This is a genomic window from Azospirillum halopraeferens DSM 3675 (assembly GCF_000429625.1).
In the GTDB taxonomy this organism is placed as follows: Bacteria; Pseudomonadota; Alphaproteobacteria; order Azospirillales; family Azospirillaceae; genus Azospirillum; species Azospirillum halopraeferens.
Map to the genome: position 1 here is coordinate 89,160 of NZ_AUCF01000015.1, position 26,923 is coordinate 116,082.

At 71.5% G+C, this 26,923-nt stretch carries 30 protein-coding genes and 1 tRNA gene; 13 read left to right on the plus strand and 18 right to left on the minus strand.

What is annotated here, in order from left to right:
* The first annotated feature begins 99 nt into the window (after positions 1-99).
* Positions 100-1,314 (plus strand): multidrug effflux MFS transporter, encoded by a 1,215-nt coding sequence (locus G472_RS33545; RefSeq protein ID WP_051340883.1) that lies wholly within the window; start codon positions 100-102, stop codon positions 1,312-1,314.
* Here G472_RS33545 and G472_RS0115715 read toward each other — a convergent pair.
* A complete protein-coding gene (locus G472_RS0115715) occupies positions 1,265-1,729 on the minus strand; it encodes an MgtC/SapB family protein (protein ID WP_029009157.1) in 465 nt (154 codons plus the stop codon). The genes G472_RS33545 and G472_RS0115715 overlap by 50 nt on opposite strands.
* A gap of 475 nt (positions 1,730-2,204) precedes the next feature.
* Between G472_RS0115715 and G472_RS0115720 the strand changes: the two genes are divergently transcribed.
* Complete coding sequence (locus tag G472_RS0115720; RefSeq protein ID WP_029009158.1) at positions 2,205-3,344, plus strand: type III PLP-dependent enzyme; 1,140 nt, start codon at positions 2,205-2,207, stop codon at positions 3,342-3,344.
* 163 nt (positions 3,345-3,507) lie between these two features.
* Here G472_RS0115720 and G472_RS39480 read toward each other — a convergent pair whose 3' ends face one another.
* Positions 3,508-3,720 carry a DUF1127 domain-containing protein gene (locus tag G472_RS39480; protein WP_035692598.1) on the minus strand — a complete coding sequence of 71 codons (213 nt, stop codon included), beginning with the start codon at positions 3,718-3,720 and terminating at the stop codon, positions 3,508-3,510.
* A 275-nt stretch (positions 3,721-3,995) separates the two neighbouring features.
* Between G472_RS39480 and G472_RS0115730 the strand changes: the two genes are divergently transcribed.
* Both G472_RS0115730 and G472_RS0115735 read left to right on the plus strand, forming a co-directional pair.
* Positions 3,996-4,685, plus strand: coding sequence for an HAD family hydrolase (locus G472_RS0115730; RefSeq protein WP_029009159.1), 690 nt, complete (start codon positions 3,996-3,998; stop codon positions 4,683-4,685).
* Positions 4,682-5,044 carry a cupin domain-containing protein gene (locus G472_RS0115735; protein ID WP_051340884.1) on the plus strand — a complete coding sequence of 121 codons (363 nt, stop codon included), beginning with the start codon at positions 4,682-4,684 and terminating at the stop codon, positions 5,042-5,044. The genes G472_RS0115730 and G472_RS0115735 overlap by 4 nt, the downstream gene beginning before the upstream one ends.
* 52 nt (positions 5,045-5,096) lie before the next feature.
* On the opposite strand, the gene G472_RS0115740 is transcribed toward G472_RS0115735, so the two are convergent.
* The 7 genes from G472_RS0115740 to G472_RS0115770 form a co-directional block, all read right to left on the minus strand.
* Positions 5,097-5,372, minus strand: coding sequence for a hypothetical protein (locus tag G472_RS0115740; protein WP_029009161.1), 276 nt, complete (start codon positions 5,370-5,372; stop codon positions 5,097-5,099).
* 57 nt (positions 5,373-5,429) lie between these two features.
* Complete coding sequence (locus G472_RS37270) at positions 5,430-6,053, minus strand: exonuclease domain-containing protein (protein ID WP_169732818.1); 624 nt, start codon at positions 6,051-6,053, stop codon at positions 5,430-5,432.
* Complete coding sequence (locus tag G472_RS0115750) at positions 6,032-6,457, minus strand: gamma-butyrobetaine hydroxylase family protein (protein ID WP_245593507.1); 426 nt, start codon at positions 6,455-6,457, stop codon at positions 6,032-6,034. Before G472_RS0115750 ends, G472_RS37270 begins: the two co-directional genes overlap by 22 nt.
* A 3-nt stretch (positions 6,458-6,460) precedes the next feature.
* On the minus strand, positions 6,461-6,637 hold the full coding sequence (locus G472_RS33560) for a Trm112 family protein (RefSeq protein WP_084536692.1): 177 nt from the start codon (positions 6,635-6,637) through the stop codon (positions 6,461-6,463).
* A 139-nt stretch (positions 6,638-6,776) separates the two neighbouring features.
* Positions 6,777-7,460 carry an LON peptidase substrate-binding domain-containing protein gene (locus tag G472_RS0115760; RefSeq protein ID WP_029009163.1) on the minus strand — a complete coding sequence of 228 codons (684 nt, stop codon included), beginning with the start codon at positions 7,458-7,460 and terminating at the stop codon, positions 6,777-6,779.
* A gap of 39 nt (positions 7,461-7,499) precedes the next feature.
* Positions 7,500-8,450, minus strand: a complete 951-nt coding sequence (gene trxA / locus G472_RS0115765) for a thioredoxin (RefSeq protein WP_029009164.1) — start codon at positions 8,448-8,450, stop codon at positions 7,500-7,502.
* 70 nt (positions 8,451-8,520) lie between these two features.
* Positions 8,521-9,063 (minus strand): prolyl-tRNA synthetase associated domain-containing protein, encoded by a 543-nt coding sequence (locus G472_RS0115770; RefSeq protein ID WP_029009165.1) that lies wholly within the window; start codon positions 9,061-9,063, stop codon positions 8,521-8,523.
* A 154-nt stretch (positions 9,064-9,217) separates the two neighbouring features.
* On the opposite strand from G472_RS0115770, the gene G472_RS0115775 reads away from it, so the two are divergent.
* Positions 9,218-9,292: transfer RNA gene (locus G472_RS0115775), tRNA-Gly, on the plus strand.
* 136 nt (positions 9,293-9,428) lie between these two features.
* Here the strand turns inward: G472_RS0115775 and G472_RS0115780 are convergent.
* Entirely contained in the window at positions 9,429-9,941 is a 513-nt protein-coding gene (locus G472_RS0115780) for a GNAT family N-acetyltransferase (RefSeq protein WP_029009166.1), read from the minus strand.
* Between the two features lie 5 nt (positions 9,942-9,946).
* Positions 9,947-10,249: a type II toxin-antitoxin system TacA family antitoxin gene (locus tag G472_RS0115785; RefSeq protein ID WP_029009167.1), complete on the minus strand. Its 303-nt coding sequence runs from the start codon at positions 10,247-10,249 to the stop codon at positions 9,947-9,949.
* Positions 10,250-10,532: 283 nt separating this feature from the next.
* On the opposite strand from G472_RS0115785, the gene G472_RS0115790 reads away from it, so the two are divergent.
* Positions 10,533-11,408: a TIGR01459 family HAD-type hydrolase gene (locus G472_RS0115790; RefSeq protein WP_029009168.1), complete on the plus strand. Its 876-nt coding sequence runs from the start codon at positions 10,533-10,535 to the stop codon at positions 11,406-11,408.
* A gap of 22 nt (positions 11,409-11,430) precedes the next feature.
* Here the strand turns inward: G472_RS0115790 and G472_RS33565 are convergent, their stop codons facing one another.
* Positions 11,431-11,841 carry a ribbon-helix-helix domain-containing protein gene (locus G472_RS33565; RefSeq protein ID WP_084536683.1) on the minus strand — a complete coding sequence of 137 codons (411 nt, stop codon included), beginning with the start codon at positions 11,839-11,841 and terminating at the stop codon, positions 11,431-11,433.
* A 324-nt stretch (positions 11,842-12,165) separates the two neighbouring features.
* On the opposite strand from G472_RS33565, the gene G472_RS0115800 reads away from it, so the two are divergent.
* From G472_RS0115800 to prmB, 4 genes are all read left to right on the plus strand, one after another.
* A complete protein-coding gene (locus G472_RS0115800; protein WP_029009169.1) occupies positions 12,166-13,293 on the plus strand; it encodes a hypothetical protein in 1,128 nt (375 codons plus the stop codon).
* 8 nt (positions 13,294-13,301) lie between these two features.
* Positions 13,302-14,381: an SH3 domain-containing protein gene (locus G472_RS38860; protein WP_156927136.1), complete on the plus strand. Its 1,080-nt coding sequence runs from the start codon at positions 13,302-13,304 to the stop codon at positions 14,379-14,381.
* Positions 14,382-14,482: 101 nt separating this feature from the next.
* A complete protein-coding gene (locus G472_RS0115810; RefSeq protein WP_029009170.1) occupies positions 14,483-14,749 on the plus strand; it encodes a hypothetical protein in 267 nt (88 codons plus the stop codon).
* Positions 14,750-14,841: 92 nt separating this feature from the next.
* A complete protein-coding gene (prmB, locus tag G472_RS0115815) occupies positions 14,842-15,765 on the plus strand; it encodes a 50S ribosomal protein L3 N(5)-glutamine methyltransferase (protein ID WP_029009171.1) in 924 nt (307 codons plus the stop codon).
* Positions 15,766-15,792: 27 nt separating this feature from the next.
* Here prmB and G472_RS0115820 read toward each other — a convergent pair whose 3' ends face one another.
* The 5 genes from G472_RS0115820 to G472_RS0115840 form a co-directional block, all read right to left on the minus strand.
* On the minus strand, positions 15,793-16,326 hold the full coding sequence (locus G472_RS0115820) for a 3'-5' exonuclease family protein (RefSeq protein WP_029009172.1): 534 nt from the start codon (positions 16,324-16,326) through the stop codon (positions 15,793-15,795).
* Between the two features lie 12 nt (positions 16,327-16,338).
* Positions 16,339-18,204 (minus strand): DUF294 nucleotidyltransferase-like domain-containing protein, encoded by a 1,866-nt coding sequence (locus G472_RS0115825; RefSeq protein ID WP_051340887.1) that lies wholly within the window; start codon positions 18,202-18,204, stop codon positions 16,339-16,341.
* Between the two features lie 360 nt (positions 18,205-18,564).
* The gene (locus G472_RS0115830; protein WP_029009174.1) at positions 18,565-20,265 is read right to left on the minus strand and encodes a cation acetate symporter; all 1,701 of its coding nucleotides are present in this window, start codon (positions 20,263-20,265) and stop codon (positions 18,565-18,567) included.
* Positions 20,265-20,567, minus strand: coding sequence for a DUF485 domain-containing protein (locus tag G472_RS0115835; RefSeq protein ID WP_029009175.1), 303 nt, complete (start codon positions 20,565-20,567; stop codon positions 20,265-20,267). The genes G472_RS0115830 and G472_RS0115835 overlap by 1 nt, the downstream gene beginning before the upstream one ends.
* Before the next feature lie 226 nt (positions 20,568-20,793).
* The gene (locus G472_RS0115840) at positions 20,794-21,210 is read right to left on the minus strand and encodes a DUF1178 family protein (protein ID WP_029009176.1); all 417 of its coding nucleotides are present in this window, start codon (positions 21,208-21,210) and stop codon (positions 20,794-20,796) included.
* A 104-nt stretch (positions 21,211-21,314) separates the two neighbouring features.
* Between G472_RS0115840 and G472_RS0115845 the strand changes: the two genes are divergently transcribed.
* Entirely contained in the window at positions 21,315-21,872 is a 558-nt protein-coding gene (locus G472_RS0115845) for a class I SAM-dependent methyltransferase (protein ID WP_029009177.1), read from the plus strand.
* 20 nt (positions 21,873-21,892) lie between these two features.
* On the opposite strand, the gene G472_RS0115850 is transcribed toward G472_RS0115845, so the two are convergent.
* A complete protein-coding gene (locus G472_RS0115850) occupies positions 21,893-22,582 on the minus strand; it encodes an orotate phosphoribosyltransferase (protein WP_029009178.1) in 690 nt (229 codons plus the stop codon).
* 222 nt (positions 22,583-22,804) lie between these two features.
* Between G472_RS0115850 and G472_RS0115855 the strand changes: the two genes are divergently transcribed.
* The gene (locus G472_RS0115855; protein ID WP_035692607.1) at positions 22,805-24,388 is read left to right on the plus strand and encodes a response regulator; all 1,584 of its coding nucleotides are present in this window, start codon (positions 22,805-22,807) and stop codon (positions 24,386-24,388) included.
* 133 nt (positions 24,389-24,521) lie between these two features.
* Positions 24,522-26,831 (plus strand): 2OG-Fe(II) oxygenase, encoded by a 2,310-nt coding sequence (locus G472_RS0115860; protein ID WP_029009180.1) that lies wholly within the window; start codon positions 24,522-24,524, stop codon positions 26,829-26,831.
* The last annotated feature ends 92 nt before the right edge of the window (positions 26,832-26,923 follow it).

Here is a 26,923-nt window from a genome sequence, read left to right on the forward strand (position 1 = left end):
GGCAGGGCAGCCATGCGCCGCACCCAAGGGGGCTTTGCCGGCGCGGCGTGATGTGGCTCGATGGGGGGTGGTGCCACTTCAGGCGGATACACTTCCCGCATGCCCCGTTCCGATTCCCTCGCCGTGCGCGTGCTGCTGACGGCCCTCGTCGCCTTCGGGCCGCTGTCGACCGACCTTTACCTGCCCTCGCTGCCAACCCTGGTGCGGGTGTTCGAGTCGGACATCGCCACCGTGCAGTTGACGCTGTCCGTCTTCCTGGTGGGCTTCGCGGTGTCGATGCTGGTGTACGGGCCGCTGGCCGACCGGTTCGGCCGCCGCCCGGTGCTGATCGGTGGGGTGGCCATCTTCCTGGCGGCCAGCGCCGCCTGCACCCTGGCGACGACGATCGAGCAGCTCATCGCCGCACGCTTCGTCCAGGCGCTGGGGGCGTGTTGCGGGCCGGTGGTGGCGCGCGCCATCGTGCGCGACGTGTTCGGCCGCGACCGCGCGGCCACGGTGCTGGCCTACATGACCATGGCCATGGCGCTGGCTCCGGCGGTCGGGCCCGTGCTGGGCGGCGCCCTGATCGAGGTGTTCGGCTGGCGGTCGAACTTCGTGGTGCTGACGCTGATCGCGGTGGCCGTCCTGGCGGCCGTGCTGATGCTGCTGGCGGAAACCAACGTCCACCGCGATCCCGAGGCGCTGCGCCCGGCGCGGCTGCTGAGGAACTACCTCACGCTCCTGGGCAACCGTACCTATGTCGGCTGCGTGCTGACGTCCGCCTTCTCCTACAGCGGCATCTTCGCCTTCATCTCCGGATCGTCCTTCGTGCTGGTGAACGGGCTGGGCCTGTCGCCGGGGGAGTACGGGGCCAGCTTCGGCGCGGTGGTGCTGGGCTACATGGGTGGCTCCTACGTCGCCGGGCGGATCAGCGGGCGGCTGGGAACGGAGCGGATGATGCGCGCCGGCACGCTGGTGTCGGCCGCCGCCGGTCTGACGGGGTTCGCCCTGGCCGCGGCCGGAATCATCTCGGTGCCGGCCATCATCGTCCCCACCGCCCTGTTCCTGTTCGGCACCGGGATGACCCTGCCCAACTCCATGGCCGCCGCCGTCGGCCCCTACCCCACCATGGCGGGGCTGGCGTCGGCCCTGCTGGGCTTCGTCCAGATGGGGGTGGGGGCAGCGGTGGGCATCCTCGTCGGCCACCTGCACGACGGCACGCCGGTGCCGATGGCGGCAGCCATCGCCGTGATGGCCCTGCTGGCGGCAGCGACGGCCTTCACCTTCATTCGTCACCGGGCCGCTGGCGGAACAGGCGCCGCTCCAGGGGCTTGAGCCCGATCAGCACGGCCAGGCTGATGACGGTGGCCATCAGCGCCACGGCGTAGATGCCGGCACCGCAGGCGATGCCCAGCGCCCCGGCGATCCAGATCACGGCGGCGGTGGTGGCGCCGTGGACGTCGGCGCCGCGCCGGATGATGACGCCGGCGCTGATGAAGCCGATGGCCTGCGCCAGGCCCTGGATGACGCGGATCGGATCAAGATCGCCGCGCCCGCCGTCCAGGGCGCCGTACATCTCCAGCGCCACCAGGGTGGTGGCGGCGGCGCTGACGGAAACCAGGGTGTGGGTGCGCAGGCCGGCGTCCTTGCCGCGCACCTCCCGGTCCACCCCCAGCAGGGCGCCGCACAGCGCCGCCAGGCCCAGGCGCAGCGCCACCTCGTCCAGCGGTATGGTCAGGGCCAAGTCCATGACGTTTCTCCGGTTTTCGTGCCAGGGGCGAGTCCCCCGCGGCACGCTCATTTTTTTCACCGGCCCTGCGGATTTTTCACTTTAAACGGCCGGCGGTTCGATTTATGTAACGCGAACTCGCAAGCGCACGTGCCGCTGGCCCGCCCTCGTTCTCATGGGATCCCCCCGACGGACGACGTGGTTATGCAACGACGTAACGCGTGATCCCCGACCGTCCCTTAAGCAAGGCGGCGTCTTGGAGGTTACGATGGTTGATGTTGTTGTCGGTGGGCCCCGACGGTCCACCCGTCTTCGAAATTCCCGTCCTCTCACCGGTTCTCCCGGTACACGGCCGACACCCGGCCGGTCCAGTATGGGCGGCCTGAACGCCTGACCGTTGCCTGATTGCACGGTCTGCAACGGCGCGTTCGGCCGCTCCGTACCCGACTCCACATCACCGATTCGTCCATAATCATCTTGTGTCCGGGAGACTGGGATGACCGAAAAGATTGCGCGCTTCTTCGAGGAGCGACGCCCGCAGACCCCGTGCCTCGTCGTTGACCTCGACGTGGTGGAGCAGAACTACCACGCGCTGGCGGACGCCCTGCCCGACGCGCGGATCTTCTACGCCGTCAAGGCCAACCCGGCGCCGGAGATCCTGCGCCTGCTGACCGGCCTGGGCTCGGCCTTCGACACCGCCAGCGTGCCGGAAATCGAGATGGTGCTGGCCGCCGGCTGCACGCCCGACCGCATCTCCTACGGCAACACCATCAAGAAGGAAGCGGACATCCGCCGCGCCTTCGAGCTGGGCGTGCGCCTGTTCGCCTACGACAGCGAGGCGGAGCTGGAGAAGATTTCCCGCGCCGCACCGGGAGCGCGCGTCTTCTGCCGCATCCTGACCTCGGGCGAGGGGGCGGAGTGGCCGCTGTCGCGCAAGTTCGGCTGCGATCTGCCGATGGCGCGCGAGCTGCTGATCAAGGCCCGGGGCATGGGGGTGGAGCCGTGGGGCGTGTCGTTCCACGTGGGCTCCCAGCAGAAGGACCTGACCCAGTGGGACCGCGCGATCTTCGAGGTGGCGCAGCTCTTCCGTGAGCTGGAGGTGCTGGGCATCGACCTCGGCATGATCAACCTGGGCGGCGGCTTCCCGACCCGCTACCGCTCCGACGTGCCGAACTCGCAGGCCTACGGGCAGGCAATCTTCGACAGCCTGCGCCGCCACTTCGGCAACCACCTGCCCGAGACCATCGTCGAGCCCGGCCGCGGTATGGTCGGCTCCGCGGGCGTGATCGAGAGCGAGGTGGTGCTGGTGTCGCGCAAGTCGGCCACCGACCGCAAGCGCTGGGTCTATCTGGACATCGGCAAGTTCGGCGGCCTGGCCGAGACCATGGACGAGGCCATCCAGTACCCCATCGAGGTGCTGGGCGACGACGGCAGCGACGCCGCGGCGGAGCCGGTGATCCTGGCCGGCCCCACCTGCGACAGCGCCGACGTGCTGTACGAGCGTGCCGAGTACCGCATGCCGGCCGACCTGAAGGCGGGCGACCGTGTGCGCATCCACGCCACCGGCGCCTACACCACGACCTATGCCGCGGTGTGCTTCAACGGCTTCGCGCCCCTGCAGCAGTACTGCATCTGATACGGCCGATCGATGCCGTGGCAGTGATCGAAGGGGCGGGGCCGATGCGCCCCGCCGCCCGCTCTCCCGAACACAAGAAAAAGGCCGCTCGCCCCTGACCCGGGGGAAGCGGCCTTTGTCTTGTGACCGGTGCGCGGCACGCTGCCCGGGCGCCGGACCCGGATCACTCCTGCCAGAAGTGCTTCGCCGTCTCCACCTCGACGTCGAGGGGCGACACGCCGATGTCGCGCATCATGCGCTCGTCCAACCGGGAGAGTTCCCGGCGGGTGGTGACCCGGTGCCGCCACAGCGCCAGGGTGTCCAGGACATGGTCCAGCCCGTTCGCCATCGCAGCGGTCAGCGAGCCCCGGCCCCCATGGGCCGAATGCAGTGCCATTGACATGATCTGATGAGTCCGTCGTTCGCTTCGGGGGGCGCCGATCGGCGCCCGGTGCTCGGTTCGTGATGGAAATAAAATTACTCCCTCCCTCCCCCGCCCGCCACCCCTATCGGAGCATATCGGGGGTGCCGGTTTCCCATGGCTGTCCCGGGAATATCCCATGCACCCCGGTGTTGCGCTGCGTTTTGCCGCGCTGCCGGCGGCGGTTCCGGTGTAGGCTGGCGCCGATTCCGTCGCGGAGTCGCCCCTGATCCCTCGCGGACCCGCCCACCATGATCGACACCATCGGCTTCGACGGCGACGACACGCTGTGGCACAACGAGTCCCTGTTCTCGATGACGCAGGACCGGTTCCGCACCCTGCTGGGCCACGCCGCCGACCCGGAAACGCTGAACCGCCGGCTGCTCGACGTGGAGCGGGCGAATCTGCGGTTCTACGGCTACGGCATCAAGGGCTTCGTGCTGTCGATGATCGAGACCGCCATCGACGTCACCGACGGGCGAGTCTCCGGCCACGACATCGCCACGCTGGTGGCCTTCGGCAAAACCATGCTCGCCCACCCCGTGGAGCTGCTGGACGGGGTGGAGGCGGCGCTGGACGCGCTGGCCGGCCGTCACCGCCTGCTGCTGATCACCAAGGGCGACCTGTTCGACCAGGAGAGCAAGGTGGCACGCTCCGGCCTGGCGGAGCGTTTCGCCGCGGTGGAGATCGTCAGCGAGAAGGACGCGGCGACCTACCGCCGCATCCTGGACCGCCACGGCGTCGATCCCCGGCGCTTCCTGATGGTCGGCAACTCCGTGCGTTCCGACGTGCTGCCGGTGCTGGAGGCCGGCGGCCACGCCGTGCACGTGCCCTATCACGTCACCTGGGCGCATGAGGAGGCCAAGCCGCCCGCCGACGGCTACCGCCGCATCGACACGCTGCGCGCCCTGCCCGCCCTGCTGGAGGAGTTCCGACCATGACCGATGCGCCCGTGCCCTTCACCCTGCTCGACCCGGCGGTCGCGGCCGTCGAAACCGGGGGGCCGGACCCCGGCCGCATCATCGCCGGCACCCCCGTGTTCACCACCCGCAACGCCTACGAATCGGCGGACGGCAAGCGCTTCGCCGGGGTCTGGTCCTGCACCCCGGGGGTCTGGCGCATCCGCTATGACGAGTGGGAGCATTGCCGGATCACCGAAGGCACCAGCGTCATTACCCACACCGACGGCCGGTCGTGGACGGTGCGCGCGGGCGACAGCTTCGTGCTGGAGCCGGGCTTCGAAGGGACCTGGGAGGTGGTGGAAACCACCACCAAGCAGTACGTCGTCATCCTGCCCTGACAGCGGCCACCCCCGTCCCGACCTCCCTTCCGCCCCCCGTCAGGCCCGGAGCCTAGCCAAAGGAGGGGCCATCCGCAAGAAGCGGAAGGGAGGCGGGGCCGGGGGCGGCGATCAGGACGGCCGCCTTGCGGCCCACCCCGACCAGCAGCACGCCGAGAACCACCACGGCGACCGCGAGGGCAGCGCGGGCAAGGCCGCGGCGCCGGGTCCGGCGACGGTCGAGCGCCCGGATCACCCGTTGGGCGATGCGCCGGCGGGCCGCCTGATGGCGGTGGTCGATGCGATCGTCGACGGACCACCGTGCGGGGACGGCAAAAGGGACGGTCATCGGCGCCTCCCGCGGTTCGGTGCGCTGCCTGCTTCTGTAAGCAATTTGTATCAATTTTTACGGAAATGCGCAACCGGATTCACGCGATTGCCGGGACAGCGCAATTCGTACCGCCGCCGCCACCATCCGGGCGTCGGCCAGGGCGTCGTGGGCGCCGAGATCGGGCACCCCCGGAATGTAGGTGTGCAGGGTGCCGCTGGAAAGCCGCGCCCCGGGGCGCCCGGCGGCCTCGGCCAACAGGGGGCCGGCGTCGATCACCGGCGTTCCGGCGAAGGGCGTTGCCATGCCGTTGAGGCCGCAGGTCTCGGCGATCACCTCCGCGTCGGCGCCGTTGCACAGAAGGGCGTCGGCTCCCGCGGCGAAGGCGGTGAAGCGCGCCAGCCCGTCGGGGAACGGCACGCCCTCGCTCTCCAGCCGCTCCTGCGTGATGCCGGTCAGGCCGGTGAAGTAAGCGCTGAGCCGCGGGTTCACCCGGGGGTGCACCAGCACCGACAGGGCGGCCGTTTCGGCGAACCCCTCGGCCGGGACGACGCGGACGGCGCCGAACTGCACCACCTCCCGGTGCTCCCCCGGCCCGGTCCAGCGCCGTTCCCGGGAGCCCTCCCAGGCCGTGTACTCCAGGTCGAAGACGATCAGCGCCCGCGCGGCGGCGAGCCGGTTCACGACTCCGAGGCGGACCACTGCACCCGGGGCTCCCGGCTCAGACCCTTGGCCTCCAACTCGGCCAGGTATTCCGCCCACAGCCGGTCGCGGTCCTCGCCCAGCTCGTACAGGTACGACCAGGTGTAGATGCCGCTGTCGTGCAGGTCGTCGAAGTGGATGCGCACGGCGTAGTGGCCCACCGGCTCCAGACGCATGATACCGATGTGCCGCTTGCCCCACTGGGTGACCTTCTGCCCCGGCCCGTGCCCCTGCACCTCGGCCGACGGGCTGAGCACCCGCAGGTATTCGGCGGGGTAGGAGAAGGTGCGCCCGTTGTCGAACGCGACCTCCAGCCGCTTCTCGTCCTTCACCAAGCGGACCTCGACCGGCCAGAAGCGGGTGCCCCCGGTGTCATCCATGCCCTGCGGTTCCGTTCCGGTCATGGCTCAATCCCCCGTTCCGCCGGCCGCGTCGTCGAGGCGGCGCGCCTCGTCCACCAGCATGATCGGGATGCCGTCGCGGATGGGATAGGCGAGGCCGGCGCGTTCGCTGACCAGTTCGCCGCGCTCGGCGTCGTAGCGCAGCGGGCCCTTGGTCAGCGGGCAGACCAGGATCTCCAGCAGCTTGCGGTCGACGCGCCCGCGGGCGTCGGCGGCCGCGCCGTCGGAGGCTCCGGTCTGGTCGGGGTTGGGTGCGCTGCCGGGTGCGCTCATGGGGCGTCTCGTCCTTGGCGAAGGGAATGGGGTCGCGAACGGGGGGCGGCTAATGGCGGTGGGCCGCGCAGTCGCCGTCGCGACAGCCGAGAATGGCCATCTCGATCAGCGCGATCAAGAGCTTCGCGCGGTCGCCCAGGCCGGGCGCCTCCAGCAATGCCTGTTTCTCGCTCGGCACGAAGGGGCAGATCATCGCCAGGGAGTTGATCAGCCGTTCGTCGGGTGTCGATTCGATGGCCTGCCAGTCGACCGACAGGCCCTGGACCCGCAGATAGTGCTTCAACCCCCGCAGCAGGCGCGGCCGGTCGAAGGCGCCGGAGCCCCGCGCGTCGGGGTCCCCCGGGTCCAGATCGGCGGTGAAGCCCTCCCACGCGGGGGTCACGCGGCGATAGCCGCACACCCCTTCCACCTCCCGCACCACGGTGAAGCGGCTGACCCCGGTCAGGGTGATGAGAAAGCGGCCGTCGTCGGTTTCCGAGAACCCGGTGATGCGCCCGGCGCAGCCGGTGCCGTACAGGGCCGGCGCGGTGCCGCGCGCGGCCGGGTCGGCCGGCTGGATCATGCCGATCATGCGGTCGCCGGCCAGGGCGTCGCCGACCATGGCGAGATAGCGCGGCTCGAAGATGTTCAGCGGCAACCGGCACCGCGGCAGCAGCATCACCCCGGCCAGGGGGAAGACGGCGAGCGTCTCGGGCAGACGCTCCGGGATCGGGGGGAACGGGCTCCGGCTCATGGCACTAACATAGAGCCCGCTTCCGCCCCGAACAGGACCTTAGCTGAACAGGATGGTCGACAGCTTGCGGCGGGACTGCACCGTCAGCGGGTCGGTGGGGCCGAACGCCTCGAACAGCTTGACGAGCTGCTTGCGCGCGGCGTCCTCGTTCCAGGTGCGGTCGCGGCGCACCAGTTCCAGCAGCTCGTCCACCGCCGCCTCGCGCTTGCCGGCGGCGTAGAGCGCCATGGCCAGGTCGTAGCGCGCCTCGTGGTCGTTCTTGTCGCGGGCCAGCCGTTCCATCAGTTCGGTCACCGGGCCGACGGCCTGCGCCTGCTCGGCCACGTCGATGGCGCTGGTGGCGGCGGCCAGCTCCGGGGACTTGGCCAGTTCCGCCGGGGCGGCGGCGATCATCTCGCGGGCGCGGGCCAGGTCCTTCATGGCGATCAGGCAGCGCACCATGCCGGCGTAGGCCGCGGCGTGCGCCGGGTCGTGCTGCAGGATCTGGCCGTAGATGTCGGCCGCCGCCGCCGCGTCGCCGGCGTCCAGCGCCTGGCGGGCGTGGGCCAGCGCCTCTTCCAGCACGGCGCCGAGGTCGTCGCCGCCGGCCGCCCCGCCGGCCGCCTTGATCAGGCGGTCCACCCACTGCTTGATCTGCGACTCCGGCTGGGCGCCGACGAAGGCGTCGACCGGCCGTCCCTGGAAGAAGGCGTAGACCGCGGGGATCGACTGCACGCGAAGCTGCTGCGCGATCATCGGGTTCTTGTCGGTGTCGATCTTGACCATGCGGACCGCGCCCTTGGCGGCGCGGACCACCTTCTCCAGCACGGGGCCGAGCTGTTTGCAGGGTCCGCACCAGGGAGCCCAGAAATCGACGATCACCGGGACCGTGCGCGACGCCTCGATCACGTCGGCCATGAAGGTGCGGTCGCTGCTGTCCTTGATCAGGTCGCCGGCGGCGGCGGGGGCGGCCCCGAAGGCACCGGAGTTGGCGGGCGGCGGAGAGAACATGGCTGTCACTATCCCGTTTCAAGACTGGGTGATTACATGAGCGCGACGGCGCCCGCGAACAAGTGAGGGTTCATCCGCCGCCCTCCCGGCCGAAGTCGACGATGCGGGGGTCGTGCCCGCAGGCGCGGATGAAGCGCAGGAGGTCGGCCGCGCCGATCGCCGTGGTGCGATCGTTGCTGAGCGGATGGTAGTTGAGCGGGTCGTGCTCCAGCATCGCCTGTTGCAGGACGACGCTGACGCGCCGGTGCGTGTCGTTGATCAGGGCGAAGGGCGTGACCGACCCCGGCCGCACCCCCAGCACTTCCCACAGCCGGTCGGCCGAGGCGAAGGACAGGCGGGCGGAGCCGATGACCTTGTCGAAGCTGTTGAGCGCCACCGGCGCGTCCTCCAGCGCCACCACCAGCCAGAAGGCGCCCTTGCGGTCCTTCAGGAACAGGTTCTTGCAATGGCCGCCGGGCAGTTCACCGCGCAGGGCCTTGCTCTCCTCCACCGTGAACAGCGGCGGGTGGGCGTGGGTGGCGGTGGCGATGCCCAGCGCCTCCAGCCGCGCCAGGAGCTGGTCCGGCGACGTCGGCAGGGGCGGAGGCGGCGGGGTGTGATCACCGTGGGACATGAGCGGACTTTTACCCCGCGGCACCGGGGTCCGTCCAGCCATCCCGGGAAAGCGCCAACATGACGCTTGCATTGCGTCGGCCGATCTGTATAGTCCGCCGCACGCCGGGCACCCCCTCCCCACCGGGGACGGACGGGCGCGGACGGCACGGAGCGCGGGCGTAGCTCAGGGGTAGAGCACAACCTTGCCAAGGTTGGGGTCGAGGGTTCGAATCCCTTCGCCCGCTCCAATTTTCCCGATAATTTCCTGTCAAGGCATTGAAATTGCCCCTTCGGGGCCGATTCAGCTTTGGCCGACCATCGCCCACCGGTTCCGGCCACGATTGATCGGCTGACCCGCCGCCCCTGCGCTGTTCGGCCCTGTCGCTACCCGAACAATGCAGCCACATCCGCCATCGGCCGGAACAGGCGCCGCGGCTGGTCGGGAAACGGCAGGAAGCTTTCGCGTTCGTAGAAGCGGCGGGCCTCATCATCCTTGGCCTCGACGATGACGGCGAAGGAGGCGATCTCGCTGCGCACCGAGCGGAAGAGCGCGTCGGCGAGCAGGAAGCGGCCGAAGCCGCGGCCACGCAGGCGTCGGTCAACCGCCAGGCGGCCCAGCAGGGTTGCGGGCACCAGGGGATAGCGTGGCAGCTTGCGGACGATCTCCGGCGGCAGTTCGGGCAGGGGAACGGCGGTTGCCGACAGGGTGTAGTAGCCGGCAACGGTGCCGTTCGACAGCACCAGGACAAAGGGCGCGGCAAGATTGCGCCGCGCGTCCTGCCCCGCTTGCGATCGGAAATAGCGGTCGAGCGGCTCGACGCCGCAGTCGAACGCCGCCCGGTCGTGGTGGGGCCGCAGCGGCTCGACCCGCGGAGCGGCGTCCCGTTCCGTCGTCACGCGGGTCACACGCCGGTGGCGTCGCGGTACCGGCGCACGGTGTCGCGCAGGCGGTCGTTGACCGGCTGCGGGTTCAGCAGCGCGTCCACGAACGCCCGGGCGTCGCGCACCGACAGGTCAAGACGCCGGTGATCCTCGATGGCGCGGCGGGCCGCGTCCTGCACGCTGGTCAACACGAAGTCGGTTACCGTCCGTCCCTGGAGGGCGGCGGCGTGCTCGATCAGCGCCTTCTGCTCGGCCGTCACCCGCGCCTCCAGCCGTTCGGCGCGCGTGCGCCCGCTCGTGGGCTTGCGTCGGGCTTCCGCCATGTCCGTTCTCCTTTGCATCAATGTACGGCCATTGGCCGGCTGATTCAAGGGCCGGGCGGCGCCGCCCCGTCCGGAACCTCGGCGATGCGACTCGCCATGGCCGGATCCCGGCGCAGCACCGCCGCCTCTCGCCGATTCGGGGGGCGTGCTCCGGAAGGCTGCGGACCGGGGGCGATGGCCGGCGCAGCACCGCCCCCGGGCGGACCCACCGGCCGGATCCTTTCTTTCGCACCGCAACCGTGCTTTAAAGGCGCGCCCGCCCCACCGCCCCGAAGGCCGCGCCATGCACCTCGTTCCGCAGATCGCCGGCATGTCCGCCATCGTCGATCGTTACGATGGAATGATCCTCGACCTCTGGGGTGTCATCCACGACGGCGAGCGCCCCTATCCCGGCGTGGAGGAGTGCCTGGACCGCCTGACCGCGGCGGGCAAGCGGCTGTGCCTGCTGTCCAACGCGCCGCGGCGCACCGACGGGGTGATCGCCAAGCTGGCCGGGATGGGCATCGGGCGCGACCGTTACCGGTACGTCATGACCTCCGGCGAAGCGGCGTATGAGGCGTTGCGGGACCGGAACGATCCCTGGCACGCGGCGCTGGGCACCCGGCTCTACCACATGGGGCCGGACCGCGACGCCGACGTCTACGAAGGTCTGCCCTACACGCTCGCCGACCGGCCGGAGGAGGCGGACTTCGTCCTCAACACCGGCATCGTCGACTTCGACGAAGGGCTGGACGACTATGTCCCCGCCCTGGAAGCCTGCATCGCCCGCGGTCTGCCGATGCTGTGCGCCAATCCCGACCTGGTGGTGATGGTGGGCGAGCGGATGGTCATCTGCGCCGGCACGCTCGCCGCCCGCTACGAGGCCATGGGGGGAACCGTGTTCCACCATGGCAAGCCGCACGCCCCGGTCTACGAGCGCTGCTTCGCCCTGATGGGCATTGCCAACAAGCGCCGCATCCTGGCGGTGGGCGACAGCCTGCGCACCGACGTGGCCGGGGCCAACGCCGCGGGCATCGACGCCGCCCTGGTCACCGGCGGCATCCACCACGAGGAGCTGGGCGGCGCCAGGGGCGCCCCCGCCGATCCCGAGCGGCTGGCCGCCGCCATCGAGGCGTCGGGCCATCTGCCCGCCTGGGCCCTGCCCCGACTCGTCTGGTAAGCCGGTCGGCGCCTTCTGCCCCTCAGCGGCGGCGGCGGTTGCGCGGGTCCTCGGGCAGGGGCACGGCCTCGGCCAGGGCCAGGTCCAGCAGGTCACCGCGGTCGGCGGGCTGCGGACGGCCATCCAGATCGGGTTGCGCCGGCTCCTCCAGGCCCGTTTTCGACGGGCGCGATCGCGGCCGCAACGCGGCGCGGAAGTAACTGACGATGAAGACCCGGATCGACGCGGTGAGATTGGCCTCGCCGCGGCGCGAATCGATCTCGGTGCACAGTTCGTTGAGCGTCAGGTCCTCGCGATCGCAAATCTCCTTCAGGGAATCCCAGAGCTGCGGCTCCATGCGCAGGCTCGTGCGGCGGCCATTGACCGTCACGTTGCGGCAGATCAGCGTCGACTGCTCCTTCCAATCACCGGAATTCGACCCAGAACTCGGCATGGTGCGCGGTGCCTCTCCCCCGTTCCGTCCCGGACGCCCCGCCCCGTGCCACCCCCGGGCACGAACTGCATCCGTATGTGTGTCAGAATAGAACAACGGGCGTGTGCCCGCCATGAAGAATTCGACCATCGGTCGCGCGCGGCGACACAGGAGGGATAAAACGAACGGGATCCCCCGCCGCACCGGCCCGCCGAAGCTGCGCAGCGGCCCGCCGGAGCCGTCTGCAAACCGGCAAATGGCGCTTCCAATCGCCACCGCTTCGCCGTACCAGTAGCCGAACGGGGGACTCCGCCGGGGTGCGGAGGAAACGGCACGAGGTGGGCGATGGGGTGGCCGGCAGCGGTGTGGGGGGCGGCGGCGGTGCTGGCGGCGGGGCTGGCCGCGGCCGGTCCGGTGCCGGCGGCGGCCGCCGCGGAGGCGGTGACGCCGCCGGCCGCGACCCGCCCCGCCCCCGACGCGGTCCACCTGGCGATCACCCGCGCGGTGCCCGATCTGTGGAGCGTCGAGGACGTGACCCTGGACGCCGCCGCCGACCCCGGCAGCGTGCGGTTCCGGGCGCGGTTGCGCCTGACCCGGCCGACCTTCACGGTCGAACAGCAGGACGGTCCGTTCACTGTGGTCAGTCCCGTTGCCCGGCCGGGGCTGGAGAAGATCCTGACCGGCACCGCCTCGGCGGCGGGGGACGGCGCGGTCCCGGTGCTGGCACCCGACAATCCCGACGTGCTGGACGGTATCGGCCGGCCGCTGAGCGAACTGCCGGGGCACACCGTCGTCGCCGGCACCGACGAGGCGCGGGAGCTGCGCGCGCGCCGCACCGCGGAAGCCGAGCAGCGCTTCGCCGACGAGCGGGCGCGCCGCGAACGCGAGGAGACGCTGCTGGCCGAACAGATCGCCGCCGCCACGGCGGAGGCCGAACGGGCGGAGCGGGAGCGGCACGCCGTTGCGGCGCGGGCGGCGCAGATCACCGATCTGCGGGCCCGGCTCACCGGCGGCGACCGGCCGGGGCAGATCGCGGCCTTCGAGGCGGCGCTGGGGGGCAACGACACCGCCCTGCGCAAGCTGGCCGTCGAAGCGGCGCTGAAAAGCCGCGACCCGGTGCTGGCCGGGCTGGCCCTGCGCGACTGGATGGCGCGCAAACGCATCATACCGGTGCAGCTCTTCGCCACCCGCGAGGACCCGCAGTCGGAAACGGTGCTGCACAATCTGGGGCCGCTGACGGTGGAGGTGGCGTCGTTCAACGCCGTCTCCGGCGCGCTGGTGGGCACCATGGGAGCGCCCGGCTACAGCATCGCCCGGCCCTCCACCGCCTCGGGCCAGCTCGCCCAGACGGAACTGGCGCTGCACGCCTACGGCTGCGGGCTGACCCTGCGCCTGAGCGAGCAGATGACGCTCGACGGGCTGTTCCGTTGCCAGACGCTGCCGACGCTGGTGGCGCGGGTCACCCTGGATTGACCCTGGCAATGGCTCGTCGCGCCGCCCGCCTGATCCTGCCGGCCCTGGCCCTGGCCCTGGCCCTGGCGCCGGGCGCCGCCGCAGCAGCAGCCGCGGACGAGGAGCGATTCACCCCGCGCCCGCCGCCCGATCCGGTACCGCCGCGCCTCACCCCCGTCCTGCCACCCGGCAGCGACGGGAGCCCGCCGCCGCGCATCGTCTGGCCGGCGCCGCAGCCCGACGTTCTGCTGGCCCCCCTGGCGCGGCCGGCCGAGCGCCCCGCGCCACGCGTGGAGCCGCCTCCGGTGGAGCCGGTGCCGGCACGGCCCCCCGTCGCCACCGCGCCGGCGGCCGAACCGCCTCCGCCCCGCCCCGCTCCGGCGCGGCCGGCGCCACCGCCGCCCACCGTCGCACCGCCCCCACCCCCGCCGCCACCCGCGGCGACGGCTGCGCCGGTGCCGGTGCCGGTGCCGAAGCCGACCCCCGCGGCACCGGCGGCAACCGCGAGGCCGGCGCCTCCCCCCGCCGCCCCGCCCCCCGTTCCGACCCCGCGCCCCGCACCGACGGCACAGCCGACACAACCCGCACCCCCGGGGCCGGCCGGACGCCCCGTCTGGGTGGCGCGCGAGGTCTGGCTGCGGGCGGCGCCGCGGCGGGATTCCGCCATCCTCGACGGCCTGCCGGAAGGCGAAGCGCTGCGGGCTCTCCCCGGAGCGCCGCCGGGCTGGACGCGGGTGGCCCGCAACGGCCGGCCGGCGGGCTACGTCTCGTCGGGTTACCTCACCGATCGCAGGCCGGCGCCGTCGGCGACCCCGAAGCCGCGCGCCGATTCGGCCGACGGGGTGACCGGCCTGTGCCAGATCCCCGACGGCCTGCCGCCGCCGCCGCTGCGCATCGCACCGCCGGGGACGGTGGCGCGGGCGCTGACCGACGCCTACATCCGCGCCGCCCCGTCCTGCGGCGCACCGATCCTGGACGTGCTGGAAAAGGGCCACACGGTGACCGTGGTGTCCGGCGGGAACGACGGCTGGTACCGCATCCGCGGCCGCAACGGCCAGCGCGGCTACATCGGCGCCCGGCTGCTGGCCGAGGCGCAGCGCCCGCGCTGACGCTGCGCCTCAACAAGATCACATGGTTAACGGCTCCTTAACGTTTGGCTAACAAGTCGTTAATGTGCTTGTATGGGCGGGTCGAACGAAGGAGGACCCCGATGGCCGAGATCCTGACCCTGCCCCGCACGCCGGAAGCCGACGCCCGCCTGGCGGAGCAGGCCGGCCATGCCGACGCCACCCGCGATGCCGCGGGCGCGCTGGCCGATCTGCGGCGGATGATGGCCTTCCACGCCGAGACCCGCCGCCACGCGGAAGCCTTCGAGCGGCTGTGCCACGGCGCTGCGGCGGGCGAGCCGGCGGGGGCCGGCGTGGTCGTTCTGCCCGTCGTCCTGTCCCCGACCGAGCCCGGCCAGCGCTGTGCCTGACCGCGGCCACGGGAGGGGCGTTCGGAGGATGGACGGCGCGCGGGTCGAACTGGTACATCCGGCGTGTCCACCACCATCCGCGGTGCCCGCCCGTGACCGACATCGATTCCGCCACCGCCGCCGCCGAACTGCTGACCGTCCGCGACTTCATCCGCCACGCCGTCAGCCGTTTCCGGGCCGCCGACATCGCCTTCGGGCACGGCACCGCGACCGCCTATGACGAGGCGGTGTTCCTGGTGCTGGAGACCCTGCACCTGCCCATCGACCAGCTCGAACCCTATCTGGACGCCCGGCTGACCGCGCCGGAACGCAGCGCCGTGGCGGGGATCATCGAGGCGCGGGTGACCACCCGCAAGCCCGCGGCCTACCTGACCCGCCGCGCCTACATCCAGGGCATCCCCTTCTATGTGGACGAGCGGGTGATCGTGCCGCGCTCCTACATCGGGGAGTTGCTGTTCTCCGATCTGTTCGGCGGCGACGACTTCACCCTGGTGGAGGACCCGACGGCGGTGGAGAGCGTGCTGGACCTGTGCACCGGGTCCGGCTGCCTCGCCATCCTCGCCGCCACCATCTTCCCGGAGGCCCGCATCGACGCCGTCGACCTGTCGGCCGACGCGCTGGAGGTGGCGCGGCGCAACGTGGACGACAGCGGCTTCGCCGACCGCATCACCCTGCACCAGGGCGACCTGTTCAAGCCGCTGAAGAACCGCCGCTACGACGTCATCCTCACCAACCCGCCCTACGTGGCCGCCGACGCCATGGCGGCCCTGCCGCCGGAGTTCCGCCACGAACCCGCCATGGCGCTGGCCGGCGGCGGGCGGGAAGGGTTGGACATCGTGCGGCGCATCCTGAAGGAAGCCCCCAGGCACCTGACGCCCGACGGCGGGCTGCTGTGCGAGTTCGGCAGCGGCCGCGAGGCGCTGGAGGCGGAGTTCCCCGACATCGAGTTCCTGTGGCTGGAAACCGCCGGCAGCTTCGGCGAGGTGTTCTGGGTCACCCGCGAACAACTGGCCTGACGCGGCGGCCCGACGCCGCCGGTCCGGTCACTGCAAACGCAGGTACGCCATGGCCGCCGCCAGCGCGGCGGCGTAGGCGGTGCCGTCGTCGGGCACCGGCAGGTCGAGATCGCGCAGGATGGCGTCGAGGCGCAGGTCGATGGCCGCCCGGGTGGCGCTGCGCCGCTTGCGGTCGTAATAGAGGCCCGACACCTCGATGCGCGGGTTGGGCAAGGCGATGCCGATCATCGGCTGGACCATGCGGTCCAGAACGCCCAGGGTGAAATCCAGGTCGTGGCCGACCAGCGGCCGGTTGGCGACGAAGCGCAGCAGACGGTCCAGCGCCGGTTCCGCCGGTTCGGTCGGCCAGAAGCTCAGCCGCAGCGCGCCGCTGGCCAGGATGCGGTGGCCCCGGATGGGCACCGCCGCCACCGCCCGCAGGTCGGCGCGGGCGGCGTCGCGCGACGTCGCCTCGATCTGCAGGGCCACCGGCTCGGCCCCGGCCGCCGGTTCCAGCAGGAAGGCGTAGGCCGGGTCGCTCAGCCTCTGGCCGGTCAGGCGCGCCTTCAGGTCGCTCAGCATCGCCGCCTCCCCTCAGTGCAGATTCAGGTGGAAGTGGTGGGAGATGAATTGCTTGAACGACTTGACCACGGCCAGGCAATCGTTGAAGCGGTCGCGGTCGAGCCGTGACATCTCCGCCGTGCGGACGGTGTTGTCGATGGCCCCGCCGGGGCCCCCCTGCTCGGTGTCGATGCGGGCCTTCAGGCGCAGGGTGGACAGCACCGTGAAGGTCTCGGCCAGCTCCGCCGCGAAGGGGCGGTCGAGGGCGCCGCGGTCGGCCAGCGCCCAGATGCGCGCCAGCGTGTTGGTCTCGCCCAGATGCTTTTCCAGGGCGAGCGCGCGCACCCCGTGCACCAGCGGGAAGATGCCCGCCTTCTTGATGTCCAGCGTCTGGCCGCCGCGCCGTTCGAACAGACCGCCGAACAGGCCCGTCGGCGTGTCGAAGGCCAGCACCGGCCGGGCGAACTGGAAGAAGAAGCCCTGGTTGTCCTGCACATGATCCAGCAGGTAGCGACGCGCCTCGTCCAGCAGCGCCGCGTCGCCGGCCACCGCCTGCGCGTCGTAGAAGATCGCCAGGTTCAGCGGCGCCGACTCGTCCGGCCGGTGGATCCAGCGGAACACCGATTCCTTGTAGCCGGAGAGCGGCCGCGCCCAGGCGGGGTTCGACACCATGATGTCGCCGGGGCACGGCGGATAGCCGAAGGCGACGAGGTGGCGGGTGAATTCGGCGGTGATCCGCTCCAGGTCCGGACAGGTGTAGCCGTCGCGCAGGATCAGGCCGTTGTCCTGGTCCGTCTTCAGCAACTGCTCCCCCCGCCCCTCGCTGCCCATGACGATCAGGCACGCGTTGGCCAGCAGGTCCGGCGGCGCCAGCAGTTCGAACAGGCGGCGGAAGATCTTGCGGTTCAGCTCGGTCACCAGATCGGCGATGAAGGGCACCTTGACGCCGGTGGCGTGCAGAGTGCGGATCAGCCCGATGGTGTCGTGGCTGGCGCGCGCCAGGTCCTCCGGATCGTCGGCGCGCTCCGCCCGCAGCGCCACCACCCGGGAATGGTTGGACAGGGCGCCCAGCAGGTCGATCTGCTCCAGCACGCCGGTCACCGCCCCCTGTTCGGTGACGACGATGCGCCGCACCGAATGCTTGGTCATCAGGAGAAGCGCGTTGAACAGCGGGTCGTCGGCGTCCAACGTGATCAGACTGTAGCGGGCCAGCGGCCCCACCGGTTCGCTCACCGGGCGGCCGTCCAGCACCACCAGGTCGCGCAGATCGGTGCCCGTGAGGATGCCGGTGCGCTCGCCGTCGCGCACCAGAACGGCGGTGGCACGCCGGTCGCGCATAGCCCGGGCGGCGTCGCGCAGGCTGGCGGACGCGTCGACGAAGACGGGCGGGTGGACGTACGCCTGGCGGATGCGCAGCATGGTCAGCGCCGTCAGTTCGCGGTTCGCCCGCTCGTCGGCCAGGGCGCGCAGGCGGTCGGCGAAGTCCCGGTGCACCCGGTCGGCGAAGTCGGGGTTGCTCCGCGCCAGCGCCTCCAGCGTCTCGCGCGGCACCAGGGCGCACAGGGTGTCGGCGGCGGCCACGAAGCTGTGGGTCTGGCCGCCGGTGAACAGGGCGCGCAGGTCGAACACACCCCCCGGCCCGTGGGTGGCCGCCACCTCGCCGCCATGGCGTTCGTGCACCAGCCCGCGCAGCACCACGAACAGGGCGTCGGCGGGCTCGTCACGCTGCAACAGCACCTCCCCCGCGCCGTAGACACCGAGGTCGAGGGAGTCGAGCAGAACCAGCCGTTGCGCCGGCTCCAGCCGGTCGAAGGGGGCGGCGTCCAGGGGAAAGGCGTCGATCAGGCCGGCGGGAAGGCTGCCGGCGGAGCGGGGGGCGGGCGCGTGGGGTGGGGGCATGGCCGGCCGGCTCCGTACGCGGGTGCTTCGGACAGGGACGACGCCCCGGGACCTGGGGTCCCGGGGCGTCGTTGAGGCTACACCACCCCCGCGCGTGGCGGAAGGTGATCATACGCGGTCAGGACCATCCTGACCGCTGCGTTCATACGGTTTCCGCCTGAAGGCTTCACCCGTATGCCCCTTTCAATGAAGGCCTGCGGCCTTCATCTGTCAGGTTCGACGGCTTCCAACAGATCCTACGGATCTGCCGGAAGCCGTATCAAACGCCACGCAGGCTTCGGCCCTGGCGGGCCGCGGCCGCCGTCGCGGCCGATACCGGGTTCGGACGTCGAGACTGACCGAACCCGGTAAATGGCCCCGTCAGTGCGCCGAGGCGCCTTCCGCACCCAGGCCGGTCTGAGCCCGGATGTACTGCGCCTCGTAGGCTTTCTGCTCGTTGCGCGCACCCTGGCTGCGGTCGGTGATCGAGAAGAACCAGATCGACACGAACGCCAGGGTCACCGAGAACAGGCCGGGGTTCTGGTAGGGGAAGATGGCCGTCTCGTGGCCCAGCACCGCCTTCCACACCGTCGGACCCAGCACCAGCATGACAACCGCCGAGATCAGCCCGATCCAGCCGCCGATGACGGCGCCGCGGGTGGTCATGCGGCCCCAGAACATCGACATCAGCAGGACCGGGAAGTTCGCCGAGGCGGCGATGGCGAAGGCCAGGCCGACCATGAAGGCGACGTTCTGGTTCTCGAAGGCGATGCCCAGCAGGATGGCGACGACGCCCAGCGCCACGGTGGCGATCTTCGACACGCGGATCTCGTCGCGCTCGTTGGCCCGGCCGCGGGCGATGACCGAGGCGTAGAGGTCGTGCGAGATGGCCGAGGCGCCGGCCAGCGTCAGACCCGCGACCACCGCCAGGATGGTGGCGAAGGCCACGGCGGAGATGAAGCCGTAGAACAGGTTGCCGCCGACCGCGTGGGCCAGGTGGACGGCCGCCATGTTGTTGCCGCCGCGGATCGCCGCGATCGGGTTGTAGCTGCCGTCGGCCGCCACCGTCATGTAGAACGGATCGGTCATCAGGAAGGTGATGGCGCCGAATCCGATGATGAAGGTCAGGATGTAGAAGTAGCCGATGAAGCCGGTGGCGTAGAACACCGACTTGCGCGCCTCCCTGGCGTCGGCGACGGTGAAGAAGCGCATCAGGATGTGCGGCAGGCCGGCGGTGCCGAACATCAGCGCCATGGCCAGCGAGATGGCGTCGATGGGGTCGCTGATCAGCGCGCCGGGGGCCATGATGGCGCCGTGCTTGGGGTGGATCTCCACCGCCTTCGCGAACATCGCCTCGGGCGAGAAGCCGAAGGCGTACAGCACGGCCAGGGCCATGAAGGTGGCGCCCGACAGCAGCAGCACCGCCTTGATGATCTGCACCCAGGTGGTGGCAAGCATGCCGCCGAAGGTGACGTACGCGATCATCAGCACGCCGACGATGATGACGGCGTACAGGTACTCCATGCCGAACAGGAGCTGGATCAGCTTGCCGGCGCCGACCATCTGGGCGATCAGGTAGAACGCCACGGTCGCCAGCGAGCCGCAGGCCGCCAGCGAGCGGATCGGCGTCTGCCGGAAGCGGTAGGAGGCCACGTCGGCGAAGGTGTACTTGCCGAGGTTGCGCAGCCGCTCGGCGATCAGGAACAGGATGATCGGCCAGCCGACCAGCCAGCCCACCGAGTAGATCAGGCCGTCGTAGCCGTTGACGTAGACCAGGCCGGAGATGCCGAGGAACGAGGCCGCCGACATGTAGTCGCCGGCGATCGCCAGGCCGTTCTGGAAACCGGTGATGCCGCCGCCGGCGGCGTAGAAGTCCTTGGCGGACTTGGTGCGGCGGGCAGCCCAATAGGTGATGCCGAGCGTGAACACCACGAAGATCGTGAACATCACGATGGCTTCGAGGTTCAGGCCCTGCTTCTCGATCTTTCCTTCAACCGCCGCGGCCAGGGCGGTCGCGGGCAGCAGGGCGGCGGACAGCAGGGCGGCGGCGGCGACGGCCGCCCGCGGGAGCAGCGGAGCCATCACTTCAGCTCCTCCAGGATCTGGCGGTTCAGCTCGTCGAACTCACCGTTGGCCCGGTACACGTAGATTCCGGTGAGGATGAAAGCGGAGACGATGACCAGGATGCCCACCGGCACCCCGACCGTCATCACACCACCCGCCAGCGACGCCCCCAGGAAGGACTTCCCGAAGGCGACCAGCAGGATGAACCCGAAGTAGATGACCAGCATCGCCGCCGACAGCACCCACGCGAAGGCGGACCGGCGGGCGACCAACTGTTGGAACTTCGGATTGTTCAGGATTTTCTGAGCGTTATCTTGCATCGCACGTCCCCTCATCGAGTACCATAGTAATTTTATCGGCTGATTTCCGGCACTCGCGATGCATCGTCTTTAAAACAAGGAGGATCGTCAACCAAATTGATTTGGTATTCCGCAAAAATGAGTCTTGACGCGGCCGAACATGAACAAATGTTTAGGCCCCGTCTTGCGACGGGGCCTTGACCGATACTGCTGGCTGCTCAGAGTGTTTTGCTTAGAATAGGAATTGTCACGAGTCGGTACGAGGCAGCCACGGGATGGCGGCGACGGAGACCCCCTCCTCGCGCAGTTCGCTGACCTCTTCGCCGCTGGCCTCGCCGTAGATGCCGCGGGCCTGCGTCTCGCCGTAGTGGATGCGGCGCGCCTCCTCGGCGAAACGGTCGCCGACGTAATCGCAGTTTTCCTCGACCGTGCGGCGCAATTCGCCGAGCTGGCGGACGACCTCCGCGGCAACCGCCGCCCGCTTCTCCTCCGCCGTCCGCCCCTTCGCGATGCGCGGCGCCATGGGGGCCTTGGTCACGGCGGTGTCACCGCACACGGGGCAGGCGATGGTGCCGGCGGCGGCCTGGGCGTCGTACGCGGCACCGTCGCGGAACCAGGCCTCGAAACGGTGATCGGACGTGCACTTCAACTGGAACAGAATCATGCTGCGGACGCATCCTTGCGAGGGGCGGGCCGGCGCTCTGCCCGGCGGGGTCCGTTCCGCCCCCGGCCCGATCCGAAGGATCCACTATATAGGAGGGTTCACCGATGAAAGCTTGCGATTCCGCAGCCCCCGGCGCCGCGGCGGCGTGGGTGGTCCGGTTCGCCGGGCTGGTGGCGCCGGAGGGATCGGTGCTCGACCTCGCCTGCGGCGGCGGCCGGCACCTGCGCCTGTTCCGCGACCGCGGCCATCCCGTCACCGGCGTCGACCGCGACCTCGGCGGAGTCGCCGACCTGACCGGCGCGCCGGGCGTCGAGCTGATCCGCGCCGACCTGGAAGACGGCAGCCCCTGGCCGCTGGCCGGCCGCCGCTTCGCCGGGATCGTGGTCACCAACTACCTGCACCGGCCCTTGTTCGGCCCGCTGATCGACGCGCTGGCGCCGGGCGGGGTGCTGCTCTACGAGACCTTCGCCGCGGGCAACGAGCGGTTCGGCAAGCCGTCCAACCCAGCGTTCCTGCTGCATCCCGGAGAGCTGGCGGAGGCGGTGCGCGGCCATCTGCAGGTGGTGGCGTTCGAACAGGGCGTGACCGCACGGCCCCGCCCGGCGGTCGTCCAGCGCCTTGCCGCCGTCGCCGCCGACGGGCCGGTCGCGCTGGACGGGTGAGCGGCATCATATCGGCGCCGTCAGGCGGCGGTGGCCCGGCGCTCGGTCCAGTGCTCGGGGTCGTGCAGGTAGGCGCGGATCTCCGCCAGGGCGCCCGCGTCCAGGTAACCGCCGCGCTCCGCCGCCTCCAGCACGTCCCACCAGTCGGCCAGGGCATGGACGGTCAGGCCCAGCGGCGCCAGGTTCTCGTGGATGCGGTCGAAGATGCCGTAGCGGAACAGGACGAAGACGTCGCGCACGTCGCATCCGGCGGCCCGCAGCGGTTCGGCGAAGCGCGCCTTGCGGTGCCCGTCGGTGGCGAGCTGCTCGACCAGAAGGACGCGCGCGCCCGGCTCGACCCGGCCCTCGATGCGGTGTTTGAACGGTTTGGCGTCCGGCGCGTCCTTGCGCACGAAGACCAGTGGCCGGTCGAGACGGTCGGCCAGCAGGGTGGCGAAGGCCACCCCCGCCCCTTCCGCCGCGGCAATGGCGTCGGGAGCGCCGTCACCGATCTCCTGCCCGATCATGCGCACGGCGAAGTCGAGCACGCGCCGCCGTGCCGCCACGTCGCCCAGCAAGGGACGGGTGTCCACGTGCATCGGGCTGACCAGCCCGGAGGCGTGGCGGCAGGGGTGGTCGGGATCGTAACGGATGCAGCCGGTTTCCAGCAGGAGCCGGGCGGTGTCGAGCGCGCCCTGGCGGAGTTCGATGTCCCAGGCGTCGGGTATCATGGCATTCCCCCGGTCGGTGTGCCCCGTGCGGCGGGCGGACGGCCGCATGGTCCCACGGGACCGGGGTGCGGCGTCCACCGCAACGGCACGCGGCGCGTGCGGGCATCGGGGGTACCCCGGTGGAGGGGTGCGGCGGTGCGTCCCTCCCCGGTCTCCTGCGCGGGAATTGACTTTCGGCAAGTGCCTCCCAAAAGTACCTCAAATCAGCGTTAGTGAGCGGCCATGGCGACCCTGGACGCGGACCCCGACGACCAGTCCCTGCTGTTCGCCGACGAAGAGGAGGAAGACGGCAGCGCCGAAGACGCCGCGCATGCCGTTCCCTGGACCATTCTGATCGTCGACGACGAGCCGGAAGTGCACGCCATCACCACCGTGGTGCTGGGCACCGTCCGGTTCGAGGGACGGCCGCTGGACTTTCTCGGCGCCCGTTCCGCCGCCGAAGCGCGGGATCTGCTGCGCAGCCACACGGACATCGCCGTGGTGCTGCTGGACGTGGTGATGGAGACCGACGACGCCGGGCTGCGGCTGGTGCGCTTCATCCGGGAGGAGCTGGGCAACCACCGCGTCCGCATCATCCTGCGCACCGGCCAGCCCGGCCAGGCGCCGGAACGGCGGGTGATCCTCGGGTACGACATCAACGACTACAAGGCCAAAAGCGAGCTGACGGCGCAGACGCTGTTCACCGCGACGGTGGCCGCACTGCGCTCGTACCAGCACATCACCACCATCGACCGCAGCCGCCGCGGCCTGGAGCACATCGTCGACGCCGCCGCCACCCTGTTCGGGGAGCGCACCCTGGACCGCTTCGCGGACGGCGTGGTGAGGTGGATTGGCCCGCTGCTGCACGGCGCGCGCGGCACCGTCCTGTGCGCTCCGCCGGCGGACGGGGGCGGGCTGACGGTGCTGGCCGGTTCCGGCGTCTACGCCGGCGGCGCCGGCCGGCCCGCCGGGGCGCTGGTGCCGCCGGAGATTCTGGAGGACGTGCACGCCGCCCTGACGGGTCCGGCCAACATCCACCGGCCGCACCACAGCGTCGCCGCCTTCCGGTCCCGCAACCACCCGGCCGGCGTCATCGTCATCGACGGCCACCCGCCGCCGTCCGATCTCGACCGCCGGCTGGTGGAGCTGTTCTGCGCCAAGATGGCGGTGGGGTTCGACAACGTCTTCCTCTACGACCAGCTCCTCAACGCCCAGCGCGCCACCGTGCACGCGCTGGGCAAGCTGGCGGAGTTCAAGGACGAGGTGACCGGCAGCCACGTGCGCCGGATCGAACGCTGGTCCACCCTGATCGCGGCGGAGCTGAACGCCCGCGGCACCTGCCCGGAGGCCGCCGATCCCGTCTTCGTGGAGCGCATCGGCCTGGCCAGCATGCTGCACGACGTGGGCAAGGTGGCGGTGCCCGACCACATCCTGCGCAAGCCCGGCCGCCTCGACCCCGGGGAAATGAGCACCATGCGCGAACACGCCGCCATCGGCGGCCGCATCCTGCGGGAATCGGCGGCGATGGTGGCGGGTGACAGCTATCTGACCCTGGGCAGCGCCATCGCCGAGTGCCATCACGAGAAGTGGGACGGCAGCGGCTATCCCCGGGGCGTGAAGGGCGACGCCATCCCCCTGGCCGCCCGCATCGTCGCGGTGGCCGACGTCTACGACGCCCTGCTCCACCGCCGCCCCTACAAGGAGGCGTGGGAACAGGCCACCGTCATCGACCTGATCCGCCGGGAATCCGGGGCCCACTTCGACCCCCGCGTCGTCGAAGCCTTTCTGGCCGTGCTGGAGCGCGAGGGGGCAGCGCCGGCGGCGTGAGGCAACGCCCCCTTGCCGCTGCCCGGCGGGCGCGCCACCATGGCCGCCGCCCGGCGGCCGCGCCACCATGGCCGTCCCGCCACCCCTGCCCCTTGCCGGCCCTGCGCGCCGGCCTCTCCCGCGGAGCCGCGCCATGCCCTCGCTCAACGCCGACGTCGCCGACGTCCTCGCCACCGTGGACCGCCCCGGTGACGTCTGCATCTCCGGCACCGTGGATCTGCCCAACCCCGGGCTGGTGGTGGACGGGGTCGGCCCCGTCGCGCTGCCGCTGCTGCCGGTGCAGGCGGAGCAGCTCGCCGCGGTGGCGGAGCGCGCGCCCTACGGCCGCCGCGCCGCGACGCTGACCGACCTCGGCGTGCGGCGGACCTGGCAGATCGACGGTGCCCGGGTCGGCCTGACCGGGCGCCACTGGCCGGCGGTGCTGGACGGCATCGTCGCCCGCGTCGCCGAAGGGCTGGGCGTTGAGGGGCCGGTGACGGCGGAGCTGTACAAGCTGCTGCTCTACGCCGAGGGTGATTTCTTCGTCGGCCACCGCGACACCGAGAAGGCGCCGGGCATGTTCGCCACCCTGGTGGTCGTGCTGCCCTCCGCCGGCCCCGCCGCCGGCGGCACGCTGATCGTGCGCCACCGCGATCGCGAGGAGCGGCTGGACCTCAGCCCCGAAGACGCAGCGGAGGCACGGTTCGCCGCCTTCTACGCCGATTGCGTCCACGAGGTGACGCCGGTCGCGTCCGGCCATCGGCTGACGCTGATCTTCAACCTGATCTGGCAGGGCCGCACCGGCCTGCCCCGCCCGCCCGACCACGAGCGGCAGACCGCCCGCCTGGCCGGCCTGCTGACCGGCTGGACGGTGGCCACCGGGCATCCGGACGACGACTGCCCCGACAAGCTGGTCATCCCGCTGGAGCACGCCTACACCCGGGCGGAGCTGGGGTTCGCGACGCTGAAGGGTGCCGATTCGGCGGTGGCCGCCGTGCTGGCCGATGCCGCCGGACGGGCCGGCTGCGCCCTGCATCTCGCCCTGCTCACGATCGAAGAGTCCGGCATCGCGGAGTACACCGGCTACGACCGGGGCTACGACCGCGGGTACCGCCGCGGCGGCCGGGGGGAACCGGAGATGGAGGCCGGCGAGGTCACCGAGCGGCGGGCCACCCTGTCGCAGTGGCGCGGCCCCGACGACGGCGACGCCGGGCTGGAGGAACTGCCCTTCGAGGACGCGGAGGTGGTGCCGCCGGAGCGGCTGGAGGAGCTGGAGCCCGACGAGGAGGAGTTCTCGGAGGCCACGGGCAACGCCGGCGCCTCGTTCGAGCGGACCTACAGCCGCGCCGCCCTGGTGCTGTGGCCGGACGTGCGGTTCCTGCGGGTGATCGCCGGCGCCGGCCGCACCATCGCCCTCGGCCATCTCGGTAGCCTGACGCAGCGGGCACGGAACGCCGGCGAGTCCGGTGACGGCGACTCTCTGCGCCGGCAGGCCCGGGCGCTCGCCGGCCTTCTGGTGGAGGACTGGCAGGGTTCGTCCCATTGGGTCCAGGACCGGCAACGGGCGGGCGACGCCACCCGGCTGATGGCGGCGCTGGTTCGGCTGGAGGATGGGGAGCGCATCGCGGCGTTCCTGCAGCGGCTGGGCGACGTCGGCGGCTTCGCCCCCGCCGACGCCCCCGCCCTTGCCGACGCCGCCGAACGGCTGGAGCCGGAGCGCGCCGCGGCCCTGATCGGGGGCATCGTCGCCGGCACGGCGGTCACGACGGCGACCCGCCTTGCGATGCTGGCCGCCGCCGCCGGGGTGCTGCCCGCCGATGCCCGCCGCAGCCTGGCGCCCGCCGCGGCGCTGCTGCTGGATGCGCTGCCCGGCGGCCCCGCCGCACCGCCGGAGCGTCAGGGATGGGGCGCACCCACGGCCGTGCCGCCCGAACTGCTGGTGGACGCGCTGCGCGCCCTGGGGCCGGTCGACCCCGATCTCGCCCGGCGCGCGGTGGCCCGCGCCCTGGCGCAGCCCGCCTCCTACACGCCCGACGCGACGCTGGTGCCCGCCGCCCTTGCCCTCGCCGACGGAGCCGGGGAGGCGGATGACGGCGTGCGCGCGGCCGCCGGGGATCTGCGGGATGCCGCACTCGCCCACCTGCGCGCCCGCATCGCCCTGCCGCTGGAGCCGCCGCGCGACTGGCGCCGCCCCGCCACCCTGCCCTGCACCTGCCCGCTGTGCGCCGAACTGTCCCGCTTCCTCGACGACCCCGGACAGGACTCCTGGTCGCTCAAGGCGATCCAGGGCGACCGCACCCACGTGGAGGAGACGATTCGCCGCTCCGCTTGCGACGTCGACACCCGGACCCTGCGCAAGGGCAGCCCCCACACCCTGGTCTGCACCAAGAACCGGGCGAGCTACGACCGCCGCGTCGCCCGGCGCAAGGAGGACCTGGCGGCCGCCGCGCGGCTGGGGGGATGAGGGCGCGGCGGTGAGATCGACCGCGGGCGGGAGATCGTCAACGCCGCGGCCCCCGTCCCCTTGCGCATCCGCAACGACACGGCGGCGGTGCC